Consider the following 18500-nt stretch of genomic DNA (forward strand, 5'->3'; position numbering starts at 1 on the left):
GGCTCACGCCAATCAGACTTAAGGCTGATTGGCTAAAAGCTCTTCGCACCCGGCTTATTATACCCGTATTGTTCGAAGAATGCGGCCCGGAACTCGGTTAATTGATCCTCAGCGATCGCTTCTCGCACCTGTTTCATCAAGTGTAACAGGAAGTATAAGTTGTGATAACTTGTCAGCCGGATCCCAAAGGCTTCATCGGTATGAATCAGGTGGCGAATGTAAGCACGCGTGTAGTTGCGACAGGTGTAGCAATCGCAGTTCGGATCCAGTGGCGTGAAGTCGCGGGCATACTTGGCATTTTTGATGACCACCCGGCCGTTGCTGGTCATAGTCGTGCCGTTGCGGGCGATCCGCGTCGGCAAGACGCAATCGAACATGTCGATGCCACGCATGACCCCGTCGATCAACGCGTCCGGCGAACCGACGCCCATCAGGTACCGCGGCTTGTTTTCTGGTAACAGTGGCGTCGTGAAGTCCAAGACGTGATTCATCTCTTCTTTGGACTCCCCGACCGACAACCCGCCGATCGAATACCCTGGGAAATCAAGGCTGACCAGATCACGGGCACTTTGTTCACGCAGATCCTTGAACCCGGCACCTTGGACAATGCCAAACAACGCCTGCCAGTCTGGGTTCTTGTGGGCTTTCAGGCCGCGCTCCGCCCAGCGACTGGTACGGGCAACACTTTTGGCGACATACTCATAACTTTCAAAAAACGGTGGGCACTCATCGAAACTCATCATGATGTCTGGCCCCAACGCGTTTTCGATGCCGATCGCCTTTTCCGGTGACAAGAACATCTTGCTACCGTCAAGATGGTTCTTAAAATGCACGCCTTCTTCTTGAATGTCGCGCAACTCGGCCAAAGAGAACACCTGGAAACCGCCGGAATCCGTTAAGATCCCTTTGTCCCAGTTCATGAATTTGTGCAGACCACCGGCTTCTTGGACAATATCTTCGCCGGGCCGCAACCACAGATGATAAGTGTTCGCCAAAATAATGCTGGCACCCATCTCGTCGAGTTCTTCTGGGGCCATGGTTTTGACCGACGCCAACGTGCCAACCGGCATGAACATCGGCGTCGGGAAGGTGCCGTGTGGTGTGACCAGTTCCCCGAGTCGTGCGCCGGTATGCTTATCAACGTGTTTGAGCCGGTATTTTACTGCTGGTTCCATGAATTCTCCTTTTGGTGAGTGTGGTGACAATATCAAACGAGCCGACCCGCTAAATGCGCGCTGTTCCGCTCTGGTTATTTCGTCGAGCTACTCAAAGCAACGCTGGGCTGTCTATGCTGTCTCGGCCACGGCACGGCTTCGCCGCACCATGACCAAGCCATCTTAGACTCCCAGCTAAAACCGCTTTGTTCCGCTCTGGTTTCTTCGTCGAGCTACACAGCGCAACGGTATCGCACATAAGTCATCTCGGTCTCGCACCGGCGTTGCCGGCACGCGCCCAAGCTGTCTTATGTACATACCTAAACCCGCGCTGTTCCGCTCTGGTTATTTGTGAATAAACATGGCGTCGCCGAAGCTGAAGAAGCGGTAGCGTTCTTGGATGGCGTGCTTGTAGGCGTTGAGGATGTTTTCACGGCCGGTGAAGGAAGCAACCAGCATGACCAGCGTGGACTTCGGCAAGTGGAAGTTGGTGATGAACGCATCAACAACGCGCCATTGGTAGCCTGGCTTAATGAAAATATCGGTCCAGCCAGATGATGGCTTGATCTCACCGTCGAACTTGGTCCCAATCGTTTCCAGCGTCCGGATCGAGGTCGTGCCGGTGGCGATGATGCGGCCGCCGTTTTTGCGGACTTCGTTCAAAGTATCAGCGGCTTCTTGGGAGAAGCGGTAGAATTCGCTGTGCATCTTGTGATCTTCGATGTTTTCCACAGAAACCGGGCGGAAGGTACCAAGACCAACGTGCAAGGTCAGATAAACCAGCTTGGCGCCTTTATCTTGGGCCTTTTGTAGCAGTTCTTCCGTCCAGTGCAACCCAGCGGTCGGGGCAGCGGCGGAGCCAACTTCTTTGGCGTAAACCGTTTGATACATCTCTGGGTCATCAAGCTTTTCCTTGATGTATGGTGGTAGTGGGGTTTCGCCGAGCTTATCTAAGACTTCCATGAAGATGCCTTCATAATGGAACTCAACGATCCGGCCACCATGATCAAGCTCTTCAAGGACGGTTGCCTTCAACAAGCCATCGCCGAAGTCGATCTCAGTGCCGACTGGCGCCTTGCGTGCAGGCTTCATTAAGGTTTCCCACTTGTCGCCTTCTGTGTTGTGCAACAACAAGACTTCCATGTGCGCGCCGGTTTCTTTTTTCACGCCGTACAAGCGTGCAGGCATCACGCGGGTGTCGTTCATCACGATCGCGTCGCCGGGTTGGATGTAGTCCAAAATGTCGTAAAAATGACGGTCTTCCGTTGCGCCGGTTTCAGCATTGAGCACCAGCATGCGGCTGGCGTCACGCTCTTTGAGCGGCGTTTGGGCGATCAGTTCGTGTGGTAAATCATAGTCAAAGTCTTCAGTGGTGAGCAAAATTTATCCTCCTCAGGCGCGCAAAAAGCTCGCCGGTATGTTGTTATTTGTTCAAATACGGCATGTCTAGATGCGCAAACCCCGCCGGCGTCACCATCCGCCCGCGTGGCGTGCGCTTCAAAAAGCCGATCTGCAAGAGATACGGCTCGTACATCTCTTCAATCGTGGCGGTTTCTTCGCCGATGTTGGCCGCAATGGTCGACAGCCCGACTGGCCCGCCTTCATAATCGCGAATCATCATCATCAACAACTTGCGGTCGATTTGATCAAGACCTTTGTCGTCGACCTGCAGCTGATCCAAGGCGTGATCGACCAGCGCCACCGAAATACTGGTGGCCTCGGCCACATCAGCGAAGTCACGGATCCGCCGCAACAGTCGGTTGGCGATCCGCGGCGTGCCGCGTGAACGCCGCGCCAGCGCGTGGGCAGATTCAGCCGGCAAGGTCATGTTGAAAATGCTGGCAGAGCGCCGCACGATCGCGGTCAACTCTTCGGTGGTGTAATACGCCATGTGTTCCGTGATGCCAAAGCGATCCCGCAGCGGGGCACTCAACATGCCAGCCCGCGTCGTCGCCCCCACCAGTGTGAACGGCGGCAACGGAAAGTGCACGGGATGCGCGGTCGGTCCTTGGCCGACAACAATATCAATATAGAAGTCTTCCATCGCCGAGTACAGCATTTCTTCAACAATTTTTGGCAAGCGGTGGATCTCGTCGATGAACAAGACATCCCCTGGATTCAACTCGTTCAACAGCGCGACCAGATCTCCCGGCTTTTCGATCGCCGGCCCTGAAGTCGTGCGGATATGCACGTTCAATTCGTTGGCGATTACCAACGCCAGCGTCGTTTTCCCAAGGCCAGGTGGCCCGTAAAGCAACACGTGGTCCAAGGCTTCTTCACGCTTTTTGGCCGCTTGAATATAAACTTGCAGCTGGTTTTTGATGGCGGTTTGACCGATGTAATCGGCCAGCAGCTTTGGCCGCAGTCCGCGCTCGATTGGATCTTCATCAGGACTAGCATCTGTGTTGACGATGCGTTCATCTGCCATCATAAGCCTCCTTACTTACTCAATAGCGACAGCCCCAGCCGCATGTAAGCGTCCGTTGTTGTGGCCTCGCTGGCTTCTAGTTTGTCTGCCAGCTTATCAACCGCTTTTTGCGGGTAGCCTAACGCCACCAGCGCCGCCAAGGCATCCGCCAATTCGGCATTGGTGCTGCTTGCCGCCGGCGCCACCTGCAACAAGGGCCCGTCTGCTTCGAGCTTGCCCTTCAGATCCAAAATGATCTGCTGCGCGGTTTTCTTGCCGATGCCTGGGAACTTGGTCAAAAAGCGCACGTCATCTTGGGCGATCGCATTCGCCAAGCCTTGCGTGTTCGCATTGGCCAAGATCGCCAAAGCAGACTTGGGCCCGATACCGGTCACCGTCAGCAGTTGGTTGAAGGTCTGTTTATCATTGCCGGTTTCAAAACCGTACAACGTCTGGTCGTTGTCGCGGATGATCAATTGCACATAAACGGTGACTTCCTTACCCAGCTCATACTGATAAGGATTCGCAACTAACAGCCGATAACCGACACCATTAACGTCGACGACAATATAACTTGGGGTCACGTCTGCAATGCGCCCGCGCATGAATTCGTACATAAGATTCCTTTCCCAGCAAGCGACACGGTCGTTGCCTAAAACAAGAGTTCGCTATATTCTAACACAACTCAGACGCCTGCCCAACAAGTCAGACTCCAGTCGGATGCCATCTGCTGACTGAGTTGTTACAATGTGGTTATCCTAAACTCAAGGCGGTGACAGCATGGAAGCGCGCACCTCACGCAAGTTGATTAACTGGACCACGATCGCAACACTTGGCGCAAGCGCCGCCGTCATCGCATATTGGTACCACCTCGGGGTTTTCCATAATCTCGCGAGCCTGCAAGCCTACCTCGCCCAAACCGGCGTGTTAGGTCCCTTGCTGTTCATCACCATTCAAATCATCCAAGTCGTCATCCCGATCATTCCCGGCGGCGTCAGCACGGCGGCTGGGGTCGTCTTGTTTGGCCCTTGGGCGGGATTTGCTTACAACTATGTTGGCATCGGCATCGGGTCGCTGATCAATTTCTGGCTGGCCCGGCACTACGGTCAAACGTTCATCTACCATGTCGTCAGCAAGCACGTCTGTAACAAGTACCTCGCTTATACCAAGAATCAACGCCGCTTCGATTGGTTTTTCACCATCGCAATCATCGCGCCTGTCGCCCCAGACGATGTCCTTTGTCTGATCGCCGGCTTGACCAAGATGTCATTCAAGAAGTTCTTCTGGATCATCATCTTGTGCAAACCGATCACCATCGCCGTTTACTCAGGCGCCCTTGTCGCTGGCACACACTGGCTGGCACAATTCTTCTAGCGTCACCGCAAAGACTGCAGGGTCTCTTCGATCCTGCAGTCTTTTTTGCGATATTCATAACATTGACGCTGTCCGGCAGCGTAAGTGTTCTTTATTTGGTAGACCAGTAAGCTGCCGGGTGCGGGCGAAAGTGACTCCAGCAGGCTTCAATCTGTCGTGGAGAGGGTGCTCGGCGGAGCTAACTTCGTCTGCGACGAAGTGGATCTCCACCTGTGCCTTGCTGTAAGCGACAAGTCGCTAACAGCAATCTCACCACGTCAGATTGACCTGCTTCCGTCACTTTCACCCACACCCTAGGTTCTGTGTATCAGGATAGTTTGGTGTCATGAACAAACGGGTCGACTCGTTAATTATAGCTAATCCGTTCTTAGTTAGATGTACTGCCAGCCGCTAGTCCATTTCTACTCTCTTGGAAATTGCCACTTTTGGTGATGAAGGATGCTACCGTCAGGGTTTGGCGTGTGGAGGCCCGAGATGGCTCAGGCGCGGCATTGTTGTTAGCGGCTTTGCCGCTTACAACAATGGCGTCGAGGAAGATCCACTCAGGCTTTGCCTGAGTTAGCTTCCGAGCGCCTCGCACCGTTCCAGCCATCTCTAGGGCCGGAACACACCAAACCCGACCTATACCACTATCTAAAAGCCATCTTGTCGTCGCTTAAAGCATCCGTGCCAGCGTGCTGATGGGCAGGCCAACGACGTTGTAATAGTCCCCTGCGATTGCCTTGACTAGCAACGCACCTTCGCCTTGGATGCCATAAGCACCAGCTTTATCGTTGTACTCACCGCAATCAAGATAGGTCTCGATCTGTTCTGCGGTTAACGGCCAGAACGTGACCGCTGTGGTGACGACCTGCAATTTTTCCGTCGCAGGCGTGCGGACGTATACGCCGGTGTGGACGTGATGGGTCTGCCCTGCCAGCATCGCTAACATCGCATGCGCAGTCGCGCGATCCTTGGGCTTGCCAAGCAGGCGGTTTTGGTACGCAACCATCGTGTCTGCGGCGATCACCGTCGCTTCGGGATGCAACGCCGCCACCGCGCGCCCCTTGGCCTGTGCCAGCGTCTGCACATAAGTTGCAGGTTCTGCTTGAGGCAGCGCCCGCTCGTCGATGGCGGCGGGTTCAGCCACGAAGTCTGGCGTGATCCGTGCCAAAAGCTCTTGGCGCCGCGGTGATTGGCTGGCTAAGATCAACATCAAAAATCCTCCGTTGTGTGGCTGTCTTGAATGCGTTTGAACATTTTTTCGAGATCGGTATTGCTGAAGTGCACCAACACGGGCCGCCCGTGGGGACAGTTGAAGGGGTTTTCGGCTTGGGCAAGTTTCTTCAACAACGCCTCCGCCTGCTTGGTGTCCAAGTGATGATTGGCCTTGATCGCGCGCTTACAGCTCATCATGATCGCGGTTTTTTCACGGAACTGGGCAACCGTGATGTGCCCGTCGCGGATGACCCAATCGACCATCTCTTTGATCGTATCTTCTTCCTGGCCGGCTTTGAACCACGTCGGATGCTGGTGCACGATGAACGTGTTTTGCCCGAATTCTTCAAGATACAGCCCGACGCTATGCAAAACGTCTTGGTGGTCGGTGATGGCCAACGCGTCTGACGCCGGGTAGTCCAAGACGATTGGCACCAGCAGACGCTGTTGATCTGCGGCAACTTCACCGATCTGTTGGCGGTAATACTCGTAGTTCACCCGCTCTTGGGCAGCGTGTTGATCCAGCAGGTAAAAGCCTTCCGGGTTCTCTGCCAACAGGTACGTGCCGTGAAGCTGGGCGAGGTAATGCAGTTCTGGAAAACGTTCTTCAGCCTTTGGCCGTGTCAAGTCCAACTCCGGCTGCGGTTCGTTGACCTTGGTCGCCGGTTTGTCGCCATATTTCGCATCCCAAGCCGCAAGCCGCTTCGGGTCGTCAAAAATCGAGTCGCCATTCAGCTCGGCCATCGTTTTACCAAAAGGTTTCGCTGAAGTCGTTTCGCCATCTGGTTCCGGCGTCGGTTCCTGGCGCGCTTCCGGCTGAGCTTTTGGCTCTGCCGTGTGGCTGACGGCATTCAGTGTCATTGTCAGCTGATCCATATCGACCGGCTGGCGCTGGCGCAGGTTGTGCAAGGCGTCTGGAATCAGATTTTCTTCTGCCAGCCGCTTTTGAATCGTGTCCGTTAACAGCTTGCCCAGCTGGTCTTCCTTACTCAGCCGCACCTCTTGTTTCGTCGGGTGGACGTTCACATCGACGAGCAGAGGATCCATCGCGATACTGATAACCGCGATCGGGTAGCGGCCGACCATCAACTTCGACCCGTAACCGGCGATGACGGCCTTGGTCAGCTGATAATTCTTGATGTAGCGGCCGTTGATCATCAAGCTCAGGTAATTGCGCGACGCCCGCGTCGTGTCAGGCAGGCTGAAATAGCCCGTGACTTTGAAATCCGGGTCTTCGCCTGCAAAAGCCAGCATGCTCTTGGCCGTCGCCACACCATAGATGCCGGCGAGCGTCTGTTGCAGATCGCCGTGGCCGGCGGTTTTAAGCACCATCTTCTCACCATGATAAAGCGTAAACGCGATTTCAGGATGCGCCAGCGCCAAGCGGTTGACGATGTCGGCGATCTTGCCCATCTCGGTGGCCTGCGACTTGACGTACTTCAGCCGTGCCGGCGTGTTGTAAAACAGGTCCCGCACGCTGATCTGCGTGCCGCGCCGGCTGCCTTGGGCGTGCTGGTCGAGCATCTTGCCCCCTTGAATGTGGGCGATCGTCCCAAGCCCGGCTTCGGTGGCGGTTTCCAGCGTCACGTCAGCGACCGCGGCGATCGACGCCAGCGCTTCGCCGCGGAACCCGAGCGAGTGCACGTTGAATAGATCGCGCACCGTCAAGATCTTACTGGTGGCGTGCCGCAAAAAAGCGGTCGGCACATCTTCAGCGTCGATGCCGTTGCCGTTGTCGATCACCTGAATCAGACTCAAACCGGCGTCTTCAATATGGACATCGATCTGCGTGCTTTGGGCATCGATACTATTTTCCACCAGCTCCTTGACGACGCTGGCGGGACGTTCGATCACTTCCCCGGCGGAGATTTGATTACTTAACGTCGTTGAAAGCTGATGAATTTTAGACATAGACTCACTTCTTCTTCAATTGCTTTTGGAGATCATACAACAGGTTCATCGCATCCATCGGCGTCGCGTTCATCAGGTCAAACTTACGCAGTTTCTTCACGACCGGCGATTCCTTAGGCGCGACGGGTTCTGGTTCAAACAAACTCAGCTGTGCTTCTGGCGCATCTTGCACCGCCGGCGTTGGCACCTTGCTGGCACCGTCGTCTTCCAGCGACGCCAAGATCGTATCTGCACGGTTAAGCAACGAGCTCGGCAGGCCGGCCAGCTTGGCGACATGGATCCCATAGGACTTGTCTGCCGGCCCTGGCAACATCTTGTGGAGAAATACCAAGTTGCCTTTTTCTTCGACCGCGCCGACATGCACATTCTTCAGCTTGTCTAAGCTATCGGCCAGGCTGGTGAGCTCGTGGTAATGCGTCGAAAAAAGCGTCTTGGCATGCACATGGTCATGAAGGTGTTCGATGATGGCTTGCGCCAACGCCATGCCATCATAAGTCGCCGTCCCGCGCCCGATCTCGTCAAACAAGATCAAAGAGCTCGCAGTGGCGTGCTCGAGTGCGGCGTTGGCCTCCATCATCTCAACCATGAAGGTACTCTGCCCGGCGGCGAGGTTGTCGGCCGCTCCGATTCGCGTGAAAATCTGATCGAACACCGGCAGGTCAGCGCTGTCTGCCGGGACAAAACAGCCAGCCTGGGCCATGATCACGATCAACGCCAGCTGCCGCATATACGTCGACTTCCCAGACATGTTGGGTCCGGTGATCAGCAACATGTCGCAATCGGCGCCCATGATGACATCGTTAGGAATATATTGCTGACTGCCAAGCACATGCTCGACCACCGGATGCCGCCCACCGTGGACGTTGATGTCGTGGCTGTTGGCGTGCATCACCGGCCGCACATAATGCTGATTCTCAGTAACGACGGCGAAGCTTTGCAAAATATCCAGCGCCGCGACTTGAGCGGCCAGCTTTTGCAGACGGGTGATCTGGGCCTTGACCTGATCGCGGATGTCTTGAAACAGGTCATACTCCAGACCCGTCGCTGATTCTTGAGCGGTCAAGATCAGCGATTCTTTTTCCTTGAGTTCCGGCGTACTGAACCGCTCGGCGTTGGTCAGCGTCTGCTTGCGTTCGTAACGGCCTTCCGGCACCTTGTCGAGGTTGCCTTTGGTGACTTCGATGAAATACCCGGCGACCTTGTTGTAACGGATGCGCAGGTTGTGGATGCCAGTCGCCTGGCGTTCTTGGCTTTCCAGATCCGCGATCCACTGCTTGGAGTTAGCCATCGCTTCACGGTAGTCATCAAGCTGTTGGTTGTAGCCTTGTAAAATCAGCCCGCCTTCAGTGATCGAGATCGGCGCATCAGGTTCGATCGCACGCCGGATCAAGTTGGCGACGTCTTGTACCGGATCGAGTTGCTGCCGCAACTGGGCAAACGCCCCATCATCGAGCTGCGCCAAAATGTCTTGAACCGCCGGGATCTGATCCAGCGACGTCTGCAGCTGGATCAGATCCCGGGCGTTGACGTTCCCGTACGCCACCCGGCCGGCGAGCCGCTCAAGATCATAAACCTTGATCAATCGCTCCTGCAGCTCGCTGCGTTCAAAATAATGGTCGAGCAGGTCTTGCACCTGGTCTTGCCGCGCAGTGATCTGCTTGAGGTCTAACAGCGGCCGATCCAGCCACTGTTTCAACAAGCGCCCACCCATCGCCGTTTTGGTCTGATCCAACACCGCCAACAGCGTGTCGCCTTTGCGGCCAGTACGTGAGTTTTTCAAAATGTCGAGGTTGGCGCGCGCGTCTGGGTCCATTTCCAGAAATTCCGACGGCTGATAGGCGACCGCCTGTTGGATATGAGCCAGACTGCGCTTTTGGGTGCTGAGCAGATACTGCATCAACATCACCACCACGTCGCGCTGCACAGGGTCTTCGAGGTCTTGGCTGACGTAGCTCGCTTCGGCCTCGGCTTTGGCCTGGACTTGCGGCGACAACAGCCGGCCTGCGCCCAGCCACTCGGCGTCTGCGTCTTGCAGATCCGCCGGCACGACGACTTCACGGGTGCCTAGCGCGGCCAGTTCGTTTTGCACGGCGAATTTGTGGGCCAGATGCGACACCTTGAGCTCACCTGTAGAAAGATCTGCATAGGCAAACCCGTAGCCGTCTTTTTGCGGCAACACCGCGGTCAGATAGTTATTTGCCTTGGCCTCGCCGGGCTTGACATCCATCTTGGTGCCGGGCGTCACTAACTGAATGACCTCGCGTTTGACCATGCCAACGGCTTTTTTCGGATCTTCCACCTGCTCGCAGATCGCGACTTTATAGCCTTGATCGACGAGAATATCGATGTAGCTCTGCGCGGCGTGGTGCGGCACCCCACACATCGGGATCGGGTCATCTGCCGACTTATTGCGCGCCGTCAACGTCAGCTCCAACAGCTGTGCGCCTTTGATCGCATCGTCATTGAAAAGTTCATAAAAATCACCGATGCGGTAGAACAAAAAAGCGTCAGGATATTGATCCTTGATCGCCTGGTATTGCTGCATCATTGGCGTGTCTTGTGTCTTTTGCGGCATCTATTTCACCCATCCTTAAATATCTGCATCTATTGTAGCATTATTACCATATGCTCGCATGACCCCTCACAGCGTGTCGGTTGATCGATCACGGCCGGGTGTGGGCAAAAGCGACTCCAGCAGGATCAATCTGTCGTGGAGGCGGTGCTCGGCGAAGCTAACTCTCCGCTGCGCTACGAGTGGATCTTCACCTGCGCTGGTTGTATGGCGACAAGTCGCCAACAACGATGCCACCACGTCAGATTGACCTGCTTCCGTCACTTTCACCCACACCCTAGATTCTGCGTATTGGGATAGTTTGGTGTGCCGGGTAACGCTAAGTTCTGATACCAAGTATCGTCCTGAATTCGTATCGCTTGTCCATGCCTCCGATCCTGTAATCATCGGCTTACTGAATAGAGACGACTAGTCAGGATGTCAGTCCTCTAGAAGGAAGTGGGATAGCGGCGCGGAGTTGGCGTCGGCAATTTTGGAGACGCGAAGCGGCTTCAAAATTAGTCGTAAGCCTGCGAAGCAGGCTGAAGACGGCCGCACAGCATACTGCCATTACCGTCGTAGCAGCGCTATCCCACTTCCTTCTAGAGGACGACCTAACCACAAACGAAAAGAGCCAACCGTGTAAACGGTCAGCTCTTCTTGGATTAGCGCTTCAGGTGGTAACTGTACGTGGCGATGATGACATTCTCGCGGGAAGCGAAAGCCGTCCGCAAACGCACATTGGTTTGGTTATGCAGGATATTCTGCCATGGTTTCTTTGGCACGAACTGCGGGATCAACACAGTCGTGGTGAAGTTCCGCTTGGCCGCGTTTTTGGCGATGATATCCACGAAACGGATCGTCGGTCCGGTGATCGAACGATACGACGAGTGCACATCGACGAAGCGGACATCTGGGAAATCGCGCTTAAATTCGTCTTGCGTCTCGTGTTCCTTGTTTGGGTTCTCATCCATCGACACGTGCATGGCGATCACGTAATCGCCGATGGTCTGCGCGTAATTCAACGCGCCCCGCGTCACCCGCGTCACGTTCCCGACCAACACGATTACCGTCGAGCCGGAATACTCGTGCTTGGCGACATCTTCAGGCAACCGCAACTGGGCGGCGACCATCTTGTAGTGCTCGTGGATCTTGTAGAAGACGAACACCAAAAGCGGCATGATGATGAAAAACGGCCAGATATCCGGCAAGCGGTAGACGAACAAGATCACCAGAATGGCAAAGGAGATCAACGCCCCAGAGAAGTTGGCAAAGGACTTGCCCAGCCAGCCTTTTTCTGTCGTGTGGCGTTTCCACCAGTGCCGGATCATCCCCGATTGCGACAGGGTGAACGGAATGAACACACCGACCGCATACAGTGGGATCAGGCGCTCAGTAGACCCGTGGAACAACGCGATCAAAACGCCAGAGCCGATCGCCAGCGTCAAGATCCCGTTGGAATAACCCAGACGGTCGCCGCGATCCATGTACATATGTGGCAGGAACTTGTCTTTGGCAAGGTTATACGCCAAGACTGGAAACGCAGAAAAACCGGTGTTGGCGGCCACAGCCAAGATCATAGCGGTCGCAAACTGAATGACGTAATACATCACGCCGCCTTGCCCGAAGGTGTGGGCTGCGACTTGCGACAGCACAGTCACCTTGGCTTCTGGCACGATCCCGTACCAGTAGTTCAAGAAGGTGATGCCGGCGAAGAAGAAGCCTAAGATCCCAGCCATGATGGCCAAAGTCGACGCGGCGTTATGTTCCCGCGGCTTCTTGAAAAACGGCACGGCGTTGGAGATCGCTTCGACCCCGGTCAACGAACTTGACCCGCTAGAAAAGGCTCTGAAGATCAACGCCGCCGAGATCCCTGGCACCACGCCGCCAACAGCAGCGGTGGCTTTGAACGGGATCGCCCCGGTGACGATTTGGAAAAGCCCATAGATGACCATCGCGGTGATCGACACCACGAAGAGATACACAGGGATCATCAGGAAGTTGGCCGATTCGCTCATCCCACGCAGGTTCATCAACGCCAACACGATAATGATGACGATCGCGATCGCCACCTCGTGTCCGTATAACGCCGGCACCGCAGACGTGATCGCCTCGGCCCCCGCAGACGTCGACACCGCCACGGTCAGCATGTAGTCGATCAACAGACTGCCCCCGGCGGCCAGGCCGGCATTTTGCCCAAGGTTTTCAGAGGCAACGACATACGCACCACCACCGCTTGGGTAAGCGTAAATGATCTGGCGATATGACATCGTCAAAGCCAGTAGCAAGATCAAGACGAACGCCGCGATCGGTAACGAATACCAGATCGCCGCGGCCGACAGCGTCGTCAAGACTAAGACGATCTGTTCAGTCCCGTATGCGACTGACGATAGGGCGTCGCTAGACAGCATTGCCAACGCCTTAAACTTGCCTAGTTTTTGTCCGCCTTCTTCGTTGGACTTTAAGGGTCTCCCCACTAAGAAGCGTTTCAAATGATCCATTTCGTTTCTCCATTTTCCAAAAATCAAACAGAAGCTATTCTAGCGCATCATTTTCTGAAAAGCTATCAATAAACAAGAAAAATCCTGCTCACCGGCCAAAAATACCGGTTCGACGGGATTAATCCTAAGTTAGGCAGCTGGTAATTCGATAATGACAACGTCTTTGTACGGCAACTTCCGCTTGGCTGAAGCCTCAACGCGCTTCTTGGCCTCATCATCGACCTTGAGCTTTGCTTTTTGGTCTTCAGTGAAAAGCTTATCGATGACAAAATCGATTTCTTCTTGCTTGATCTGGCGGTGGTCATGCGTCAACACCACGTCGGTTTTGGTAAAGCCTTCAACGTAATGCACGTGCACAGACCCGAGGGTGTATAAACGGAACATTTTCACCATCCCGTTATGCTTCCCGTACAGAAAGCGCATGGTGTAAGGCAACATCTTGTGGAGACTCGCGTTCAAACGAATCGGATTTTCAATCAGTTTCACAGCAATCACTCCTTTAACTCCATTATACCAAATCAAGACCACCCAGGTGTGGTCCCTGTGTCGCGCTGGTTCAACAGCGACAACAACGCGAGCACCTCAGTCGGCACTTGGTAATCGTGCATGTAGATCGCATGCGAAATACGGCTGGAAAATACGCCAACACCCAACGTGCTGATTTTCCCTTGTTGATAAGACTCGGCAAACGTCGTCAAGTCTGCTTGGAGTCGCGGCAGTGCATTGGTCGCTGCGATTGCGGCGGTCAGTGCCGCCATGACCTGAGTATCTGGTTTATGACGCTTGAACATGCGATCCCCCCTCACCATGATCTTCGTTCACGTCCTGGGCACAATATACACCCGTGACGCCCCTCATGGCAAACAAAATGCCGGCGTCGGTGAAATTACCCAGTGCAGAGACAGTGTCTGGATGATCAACCCCCATTTCGGGTACAAAAAAAAGCGCCGTGTCAACCAAGACACGGCGCTTATCAGGCGCAAATTACATCATGCCGCCCATGCCACCTGCTGGTGCTGCAGGAGCTGCTGGCGCATTTTCGTCTGGCTTGTCAGCCACAACGGCTTCAGTCGTCAGCATCAAAGCAGCAACGGAAGCGGCGTTTTGCAAAGCAGAACGGGTAACCTTGGTTGGGTCGATGATCCCGGCCTTAGCCATATCTTCCCAAGTGTCGGTAGCGGCGTTGTAACCGAAGCCAACGTCTTCTTTCTTCATCCGATCAACAATGACGGAGCCTTCCAAACCGGCGTTAACCGCGATTTGGCGAACAGGTTCTTCGAGGGCACGAAGCACGATGTTGATCCCAGTCTGAACGTCGCCTTCTTCTTTGAGGGCAGCGACAGCCTTGATGGTGTCGATGAGGGCAACACCACCACCGGCAACGTAGCCTTCTTCAACAGCGGCACGGGTCGCGTTCAAAGCATCTTCGATCCGATACTTGCGTTCCTTGAGTTCGGTTTCGGTAGCGGCACCAACCTTGATGACCGCAACCCCACCGGCTAACTTAGCCAGGCGTTCTTGCAACTTCTCGCGGTCGAAGTCAGAAGTGGTTTCTTCGATCTGCTTGCGAATCGTTGCCACGCGTTCGTCGATGGCAGCCTTGTCGCCGGCGCCTTCAACGATAGTCGTCTTGTCCTTGGTGATCGTGACCTTGTTAGCAGTCCCGAGTTGTTCCAGCTTGGTGTCTTTGAGATCCAGACCTAAGTCGGAAGTGATGACCGTGCCACCAGTTAAGGTTGCGATATCTTGCAGTTGTTCCTTGCGGCGATCGCCAAAGCCAGGTGCCTTAACCGCAACCACGTTGAAGGTCCCACGGATCTTGTTGAGAACCAGGGTTGGCAAAGCTTCACCATCAACATCATCAGCGATGATTAACAGGGCCTTACCTTGTTGCACGATTTCTTGCAACAGTGGCAAAACGTCTTGGATGTTGGAAATCTTCTTATCAGTGATCAGGATGTATGGGTTGTCGAGATCAGCTTCCATCTTGTCGTTGTCAGTCACCATGTACTGAGACAAGTAGCCGCGATCAAATTGCATCCCCTTGACGACATCGGATTCGGTCTTGATCCCTTTGGATTCTTCGATGGTGATCACACCGTCGTTGCCAACCTTTTCCATGGCGTCGGCGATCAATTCACCGACTTCTTCACTGGCGGAAGAAACAGAGGCAACTTGCGCGATTTCCTTCTTGCCGGAAACAATATGGGAAATGTTGTGCAATTCCTTAACTGCGGCGTCAGTTGCCAATTCGATCCCACGGCGGATGCCAACAGGGTTAGCACCGGCGGTCACGTTCTTCATCCCTTCGCGGATAATGGCTTGGGCCAAAACCGTTGCGGTCGTCGTCCCGTCACCAGCGATGTCGTTGGTCTTGGTTGCGACTTCAGCAACCAGCTTGGCACCCATGTTTTCGTAGTGATCTTCTAATTCGATGCCCTTGGCGATGGTCACACCATCATTGGTGATCTCAGGAGAGCCGTATGACTTTTCCAAAACAACGTTGCGGCCTTTAGGACCAAGGGTGGTCTTAACGGTATCCGCGAGCTTGTCGACACCGGCAAGCATCGAACGACGAGCGTCTTCAGAGAACTTAATTTCTTTTGCCATGTGTGTGTTCACCTCATATTTAGATTAATTATTTAAATCGAAACGCGCAATGCGTTAGGTTAGTCAACGATGGCCATAAGGTCCTTTTCGTGCAGGACCAAATACTTTTCACCGTCATTCTTCACTTCAGAACCCGCATACTTGTCATAAACCACGACATCGCCGACCTTAACGGCAGGGGCGAGCACTTTACCTTCTGGAGTGCGTGTGCCTTCGCCGACTGCGACAACTTTGCCGGATTGAGGCTTTTCCTTGGCATTATTCGCAAGTACGATGCCTCCGACGGTCTGTTCCTCTTCTTCAACGACCTGAACGATGACGCGATCTCCTAATGGCTTTAACAAGGCAATCCCTCCATAAATTGATATTATTAGTTTTAGCACTCTTCATCTCTAAGTGCTAACCACAACGAATACTATACCCAGTTTTGATAAGGAATGCAAGCCCTAAATAGCAATCTTGCATCGAGAGTGCCAACTTTTATTTTACTTAAAACTTGGTTACGCGCTTTGCGTTGTCCCTTCAAGGCGGTACACTGGTTTTAATATCAAAGGAGGTCATCATGCAATCGCGGACTGCTCGACGACAAGCTAAGGCCCCCCGCCGCTGGACGCGGTGGGTGTGGCTGATCTTATGTATACTGGTTTTTTCAGGCGGTGCATACGCTTTGCGCCTCTATAGCCAGACCAAATATGCCCTAGACAATACCTATGCCGGACTCAAAAATCAAAAAGTCAGCACGGCGATCAAAAACAAGCAACCTTTTGCCGCCTTGCTATTAGGCGTCGATACCGGCGCGTTGGGACGCAAATATAAAGGTAACTCTGATACCATGATCGTCGCAGTGGTCAACCCTGCCAAGAAAACGACCACGATGGTCTCAATTCCTCGAGACACGGTTGCCCAACTGATCGGCGCCAAGTCCTTCAACATGCAAAAAATCAACGCCGCGTATAACGTCGGCGGCTCAGACATGGCGGTCAACACCGTCTCCAAGCTGGTCAACGTCCCGATCAAATATTACCTGACGGTCAACATGGGGGCGCTGGAAAAGGTCGTCAACGCCGTCGGTGGCGTCGATGTCAACGTCCCATTTTCCTTCACCGACTCGTATTCAGGCAACTATCAGTTCACTAAAGGCAAGATGCATCTCGATGGCAAGCACGCCTTGGCCTACGCCCGGATGCGCCATGAAGATCCCCAAGGCGACTATGGCCGCCAGAAACGGCAACAGCAAGTCATCAAGGCCATCTTGAAAAAAGCCATTTCGCTAGACAGTCTGAGCAACTTCACGCAGTTACTCAACACCGTTTCTTCTAATATCCAAACCAACCTGACCTTCAGCGACATGACCGGCATCTTCACGAATTACCGCGGTGCCGCCAGCAACGTCAAGACTGGCACCTTGCAAGGCCAATCTGCCAACGTCTACTCCAGTGCATACGGTAGCTACTTGAGTTATCAGATTCCGTCTAATGACGCCATTCAGAAAGTTTCCGATCGCCTGCGGGCAGCTTTGGGGCTACAAGCAGAAACGGTGGACAACGAAAATATCAAGGAAAACAACATGAATAGCAACTTTTCCTGGACGAGCACCGCCGATCAAGTTTACACGATCTATAATCCCGACCTTTGAGGTCACGCCAAGCGGAGAGGCGCAAAACCAACCTCTCCGCTTTTTGTGTGGCAATTTGCCAGCCAGCCCCACGATCAGTACTAATTTGTTATTAAACTGTACTAATTCTAATACCGAGATCTTAATCAAAGGCCAAACTGCAAAACTATTCACATGTTACCGCTTTAATGACAGCAATTTTAGTTGCCGATATTGGCCCAAAACGCTTGCTCATTTATCATCAAAACCACCGTATCCAGACACGATCGCTTACAAAAAAGGATGCGGCTGGCTGGCCGCATCCTTTTACATTTGATTTAGGATTGTGCTGAATCGCCTTCGGTATCTTTAAGCGTCGGGCCGTAGTGTTCCAAAAAGTAGATCAGCGTCTGTAGCTCAGTCGCCAAGTCAACATTTTGGACGCGCACATAACTTGGCACCGAGATCCGCAGTGGCGTAAAGTTCATGATGCCTTTGATCCCTGCTTTGACCAGATCGTCTGTGATGTCTTGGGCGGCGTCTGTTGGCACCGTCAGGATCACGATTTCGATCTGCTGTTCTTTCAGCTGTTCGACCATCTCCGCCATGGGATAGATCGGTACCCCGCTTTGGATCGTCCCTGCAATTTCAGGATTCAGGTCAAACCCTGCACTGATCCGAATGTTGTTGGCCTGGCGGAAATTATAGTTCAACAGCGCATGGCCGAGATTGCCGACCCCGACTAAAGCGACGTTGGTCAGGCGATCCTGGTTCAGGATCTTCTTGAAGAACTTGATGAGCGCAGCCACGTCGTAACCATAGCCGCGTTTGCCAAGCGCACCAAAGTACGAAAAGTCGCGTCGGATCGTCGCCGAGTCAACCTTTACGGCCTCAGACAACTCTGTCGAGCTAACTTTTGTCGTACCAGAATTCGCCAAGAATGTTAAATACCGGTAATATAAGGGTAGGCGTTTGGCCGTTGCCTTAGGGATGATCGTTTCTGCCATAGTTGCTGTGTCCTCCGTTCGCATTGTTGCCCATGCGACTTATAAATTGTGAATCAGTCTTCATGCTTCTTAAACGATAGTAACCGCTTTGTGCCTTGAAAGCAAGTAAATCGGTATCCCTTGAGCAAAAAAATTCACATAGGCCAAAAGAAACAGCAATTGTAAATGTGTTATATTGAAACTACGATATTGAG

15 protein-coding genes are annotated in these 18500 nt (G+C 53.6%); 2 read left to right on the forward strand and 13 right to left on the reverse strand.

What is annotated here, in order from left to right:
• Nucleotides 1-32: 32 nt before the first annotated feature.
• From tgt to ruvA, 4 genes are all read right to left on the reverse strand, one after another.
• Nucleotides 33-1175, reverse strand: coding sequence for a tRNA guanosine(34) transglycosylase Tgt (tgt, locus tag ACYVRB_RS06790; RefSeq protein WP_461214351.1), 1143 nt, complete (start codon nucleotides 1173-1175; stop codon nucleotides 33-35).
• Nucleotides 1176-1499: 324 nt separating this feature from the next.
• Nucleotides 1500-2537 (reverse strand): tRNA preQ1(34) S-adenosylmethionine ribosyltransferase-isomerase QueA, encoded by a 1038-nt coding sequence (queA, locus tag ACYVRB_RS06795; RefSeq protein ID WP_461214414.1) that lies wholly within the window; start codon nucleotides 2535-2537, stop codon nucleotides 1500-1502.
• A gap of 40 nt (nucleotides 2538-2577) precedes the next feature.
• Nucleotides 2578-3582, reverse strand: a complete 1005-nt coding sequence (gene ruvB, locus ACYVRB_RS06800) for a Holliday junction branch migration DNA helicase RuvB (RefSeq protein WP_461214353.1) — start codon at nucleotides 3580-3582, stop codon at nucleotides 2578-2580.
• Nucleotides 3583-3593: 11 nt separating this feature from the next.
• Nucleotides 3594-4178, reverse strand: coding sequence for a Holliday junction branch migration protein RuvA (ruvA, locus tag ACYVRB_RS06805; RefSeq protein ID WP_461214354.1), 585 nt, complete (start codon nucleotides 4176-4178; stop codon nucleotides 3594-3596).
• 163 nt (nucleotides 4179-4341) lie between these two features.
• On the opposite strand from ruvA, the gene ACYVRB_RS06810 reads away from it, so the two are divergent.
• Nucleotides 4342-4935 carry a TVP38/TMEM64 family protein gene (locus tag ACYVRB_RS06810; RefSeq protein WP_461214355.1) on the forward strand — a complete coding sequence of 198 codons (594 nt, stop codon included), beginning with the start codon at nucleotides 4342-4344 and terminating at the stop codon, nucleotides 4933-4935.
• 655 nt (nucleotides 4936-5590) lie between these two features.
• On the opposite strand, the gene ACYVRB_RS06815 is transcribed toward ACYVRB_RS06810, so the two are convergent.
• From ACYVRB_RS06815 to groES, 8 genes are all read right to left on the reverse strand, one after another.
• Entirely contained in the window at nucleotides 5591-6130 is a 540-nt protein-coding gene (locus ACYVRB_RS06815) for a Maf family protein (protein ID WP_461214356.1), read from the reverse strand.
• A complete protein-coding gene (mutL, locus tag ACYVRB_RS06820) occupies nucleotides 6130-8043 on the reverse strand; it encodes a DNA mismatch repair endonuclease MutL (protein ID WP_461214358.1) in 1914 nt (637 codons plus the stop codon). Before mutL ends, ACYVRB_RS06815 begins: the two co-directional genes overlap by 1 nt.
• A 4-nt stretch (nucleotides 8044-8047) precedes the next feature.
• Nucleotides 8048-10618, reverse strand: a complete 2571-nt coding sequence (gene mutS / locus ACYVRB_RS06825) for a DNA mismatch repair protein MutS (RefSeq protein WP_461214360.1) — start codon at nucleotides 10616-10618, stop codon at nucleotides 8048-8050.
• A 641-nt stretch (nucleotides 10619-11259) separates the two neighbouring features.
• Complete coding sequence (locus ACYVRB_RS06830) at nucleotides 11260-13095, reverse strand: APC family permease (protein WP_461214361.1); 1836 nt, start codon at nucleotides 13093-13095, stop codon at nucleotides 11260-11262.
• 129 nt (nucleotides 13096-13224) lie between these two features.
• Nucleotides 13225-13581 (reverse strand): DUF1827 family protein, encoded by a 357-nt coding sequence (locus ACYVRB_RS06835; protein ID WP_461214362.1) that lies wholly within the window; start codon nucleotides 13579-13581, stop codon nucleotides 13225-13227.
• A gap of 32 nt (nucleotides 13582-13613) precedes the next feature.
• Nucleotides 13614-13886: a hypothetical protein gene (locus ACYVRB_RS06840; RefSeq protein WP_461214364.1), complete on the reverse strand. Its 273-nt coding sequence runs from the start codon at nucleotides 13884-13886 to the stop codon at nucleotides 13614-13616.
• 193 nt (nucleotides 13887-14079) lie between these two features.
• On the reverse strand, nucleotides 14080-15705 hold the full coding sequence (gene groL / locus ACYVRB_RS06845; RefSeq protein ID WP_461214365.1) for a chaperonin GroEL: 1626 nt from the start codon (nucleotides 15703-15705) through the stop codon (nucleotides 14080-14082).
• Nucleotides 15706-15764: 59 nt separating this feature from the next.
• Nucleotides 15765-16049 (reverse strand): co-chaperone GroES, encoded by a 285-nt coding sequence (groES, locus tag ACYVRB_RS06850; RefSeq protein WP_461214367.1) that lies wholly within the window; start codon nucleotides 16047-16049, stop codon nucleotides 15765-15767.
• Between the two features lie 218 nt (nucleotides 16050-16267).
• Between groES and ACYVRB_RS06855 the strand changes: the two genes are divergently transcribed.
• The gene (locus ACYVRB_RS06855) at nucleotides 16268-17341 is read left to right on the forward strand and encodes an LCP family glycopolymer transferase (RefSeq protein WP_461214369.1); all 1074 of its coding nucleotides are present in this window, start codon (nucleotides 16268-16270) and stop codon (nucleotides 17339-17341) included.
• 296 nt (nucleotides 17342-17637) lie between these two features.
• Here the strand turns inward: ACYVRB_RS06855 and ACYVRB_RS06860 are convergent, their stop codons facing one another.
• A complete protein-coding gene (locus ACYVRB_RS06860) occupies nucleotides 17638-18306 on the reverse strand; it encodes a redox-sensing transcriptional repressor Rex (protein ID WP_461214371.1) in 669 nt (222 codons plus the stop codon).
• Nucleotides 18307-18500: the final 194 nt, after the last annotated feature.

Source organism: Lacticaseibacillus boliensis (assembly GCF_054784775.1).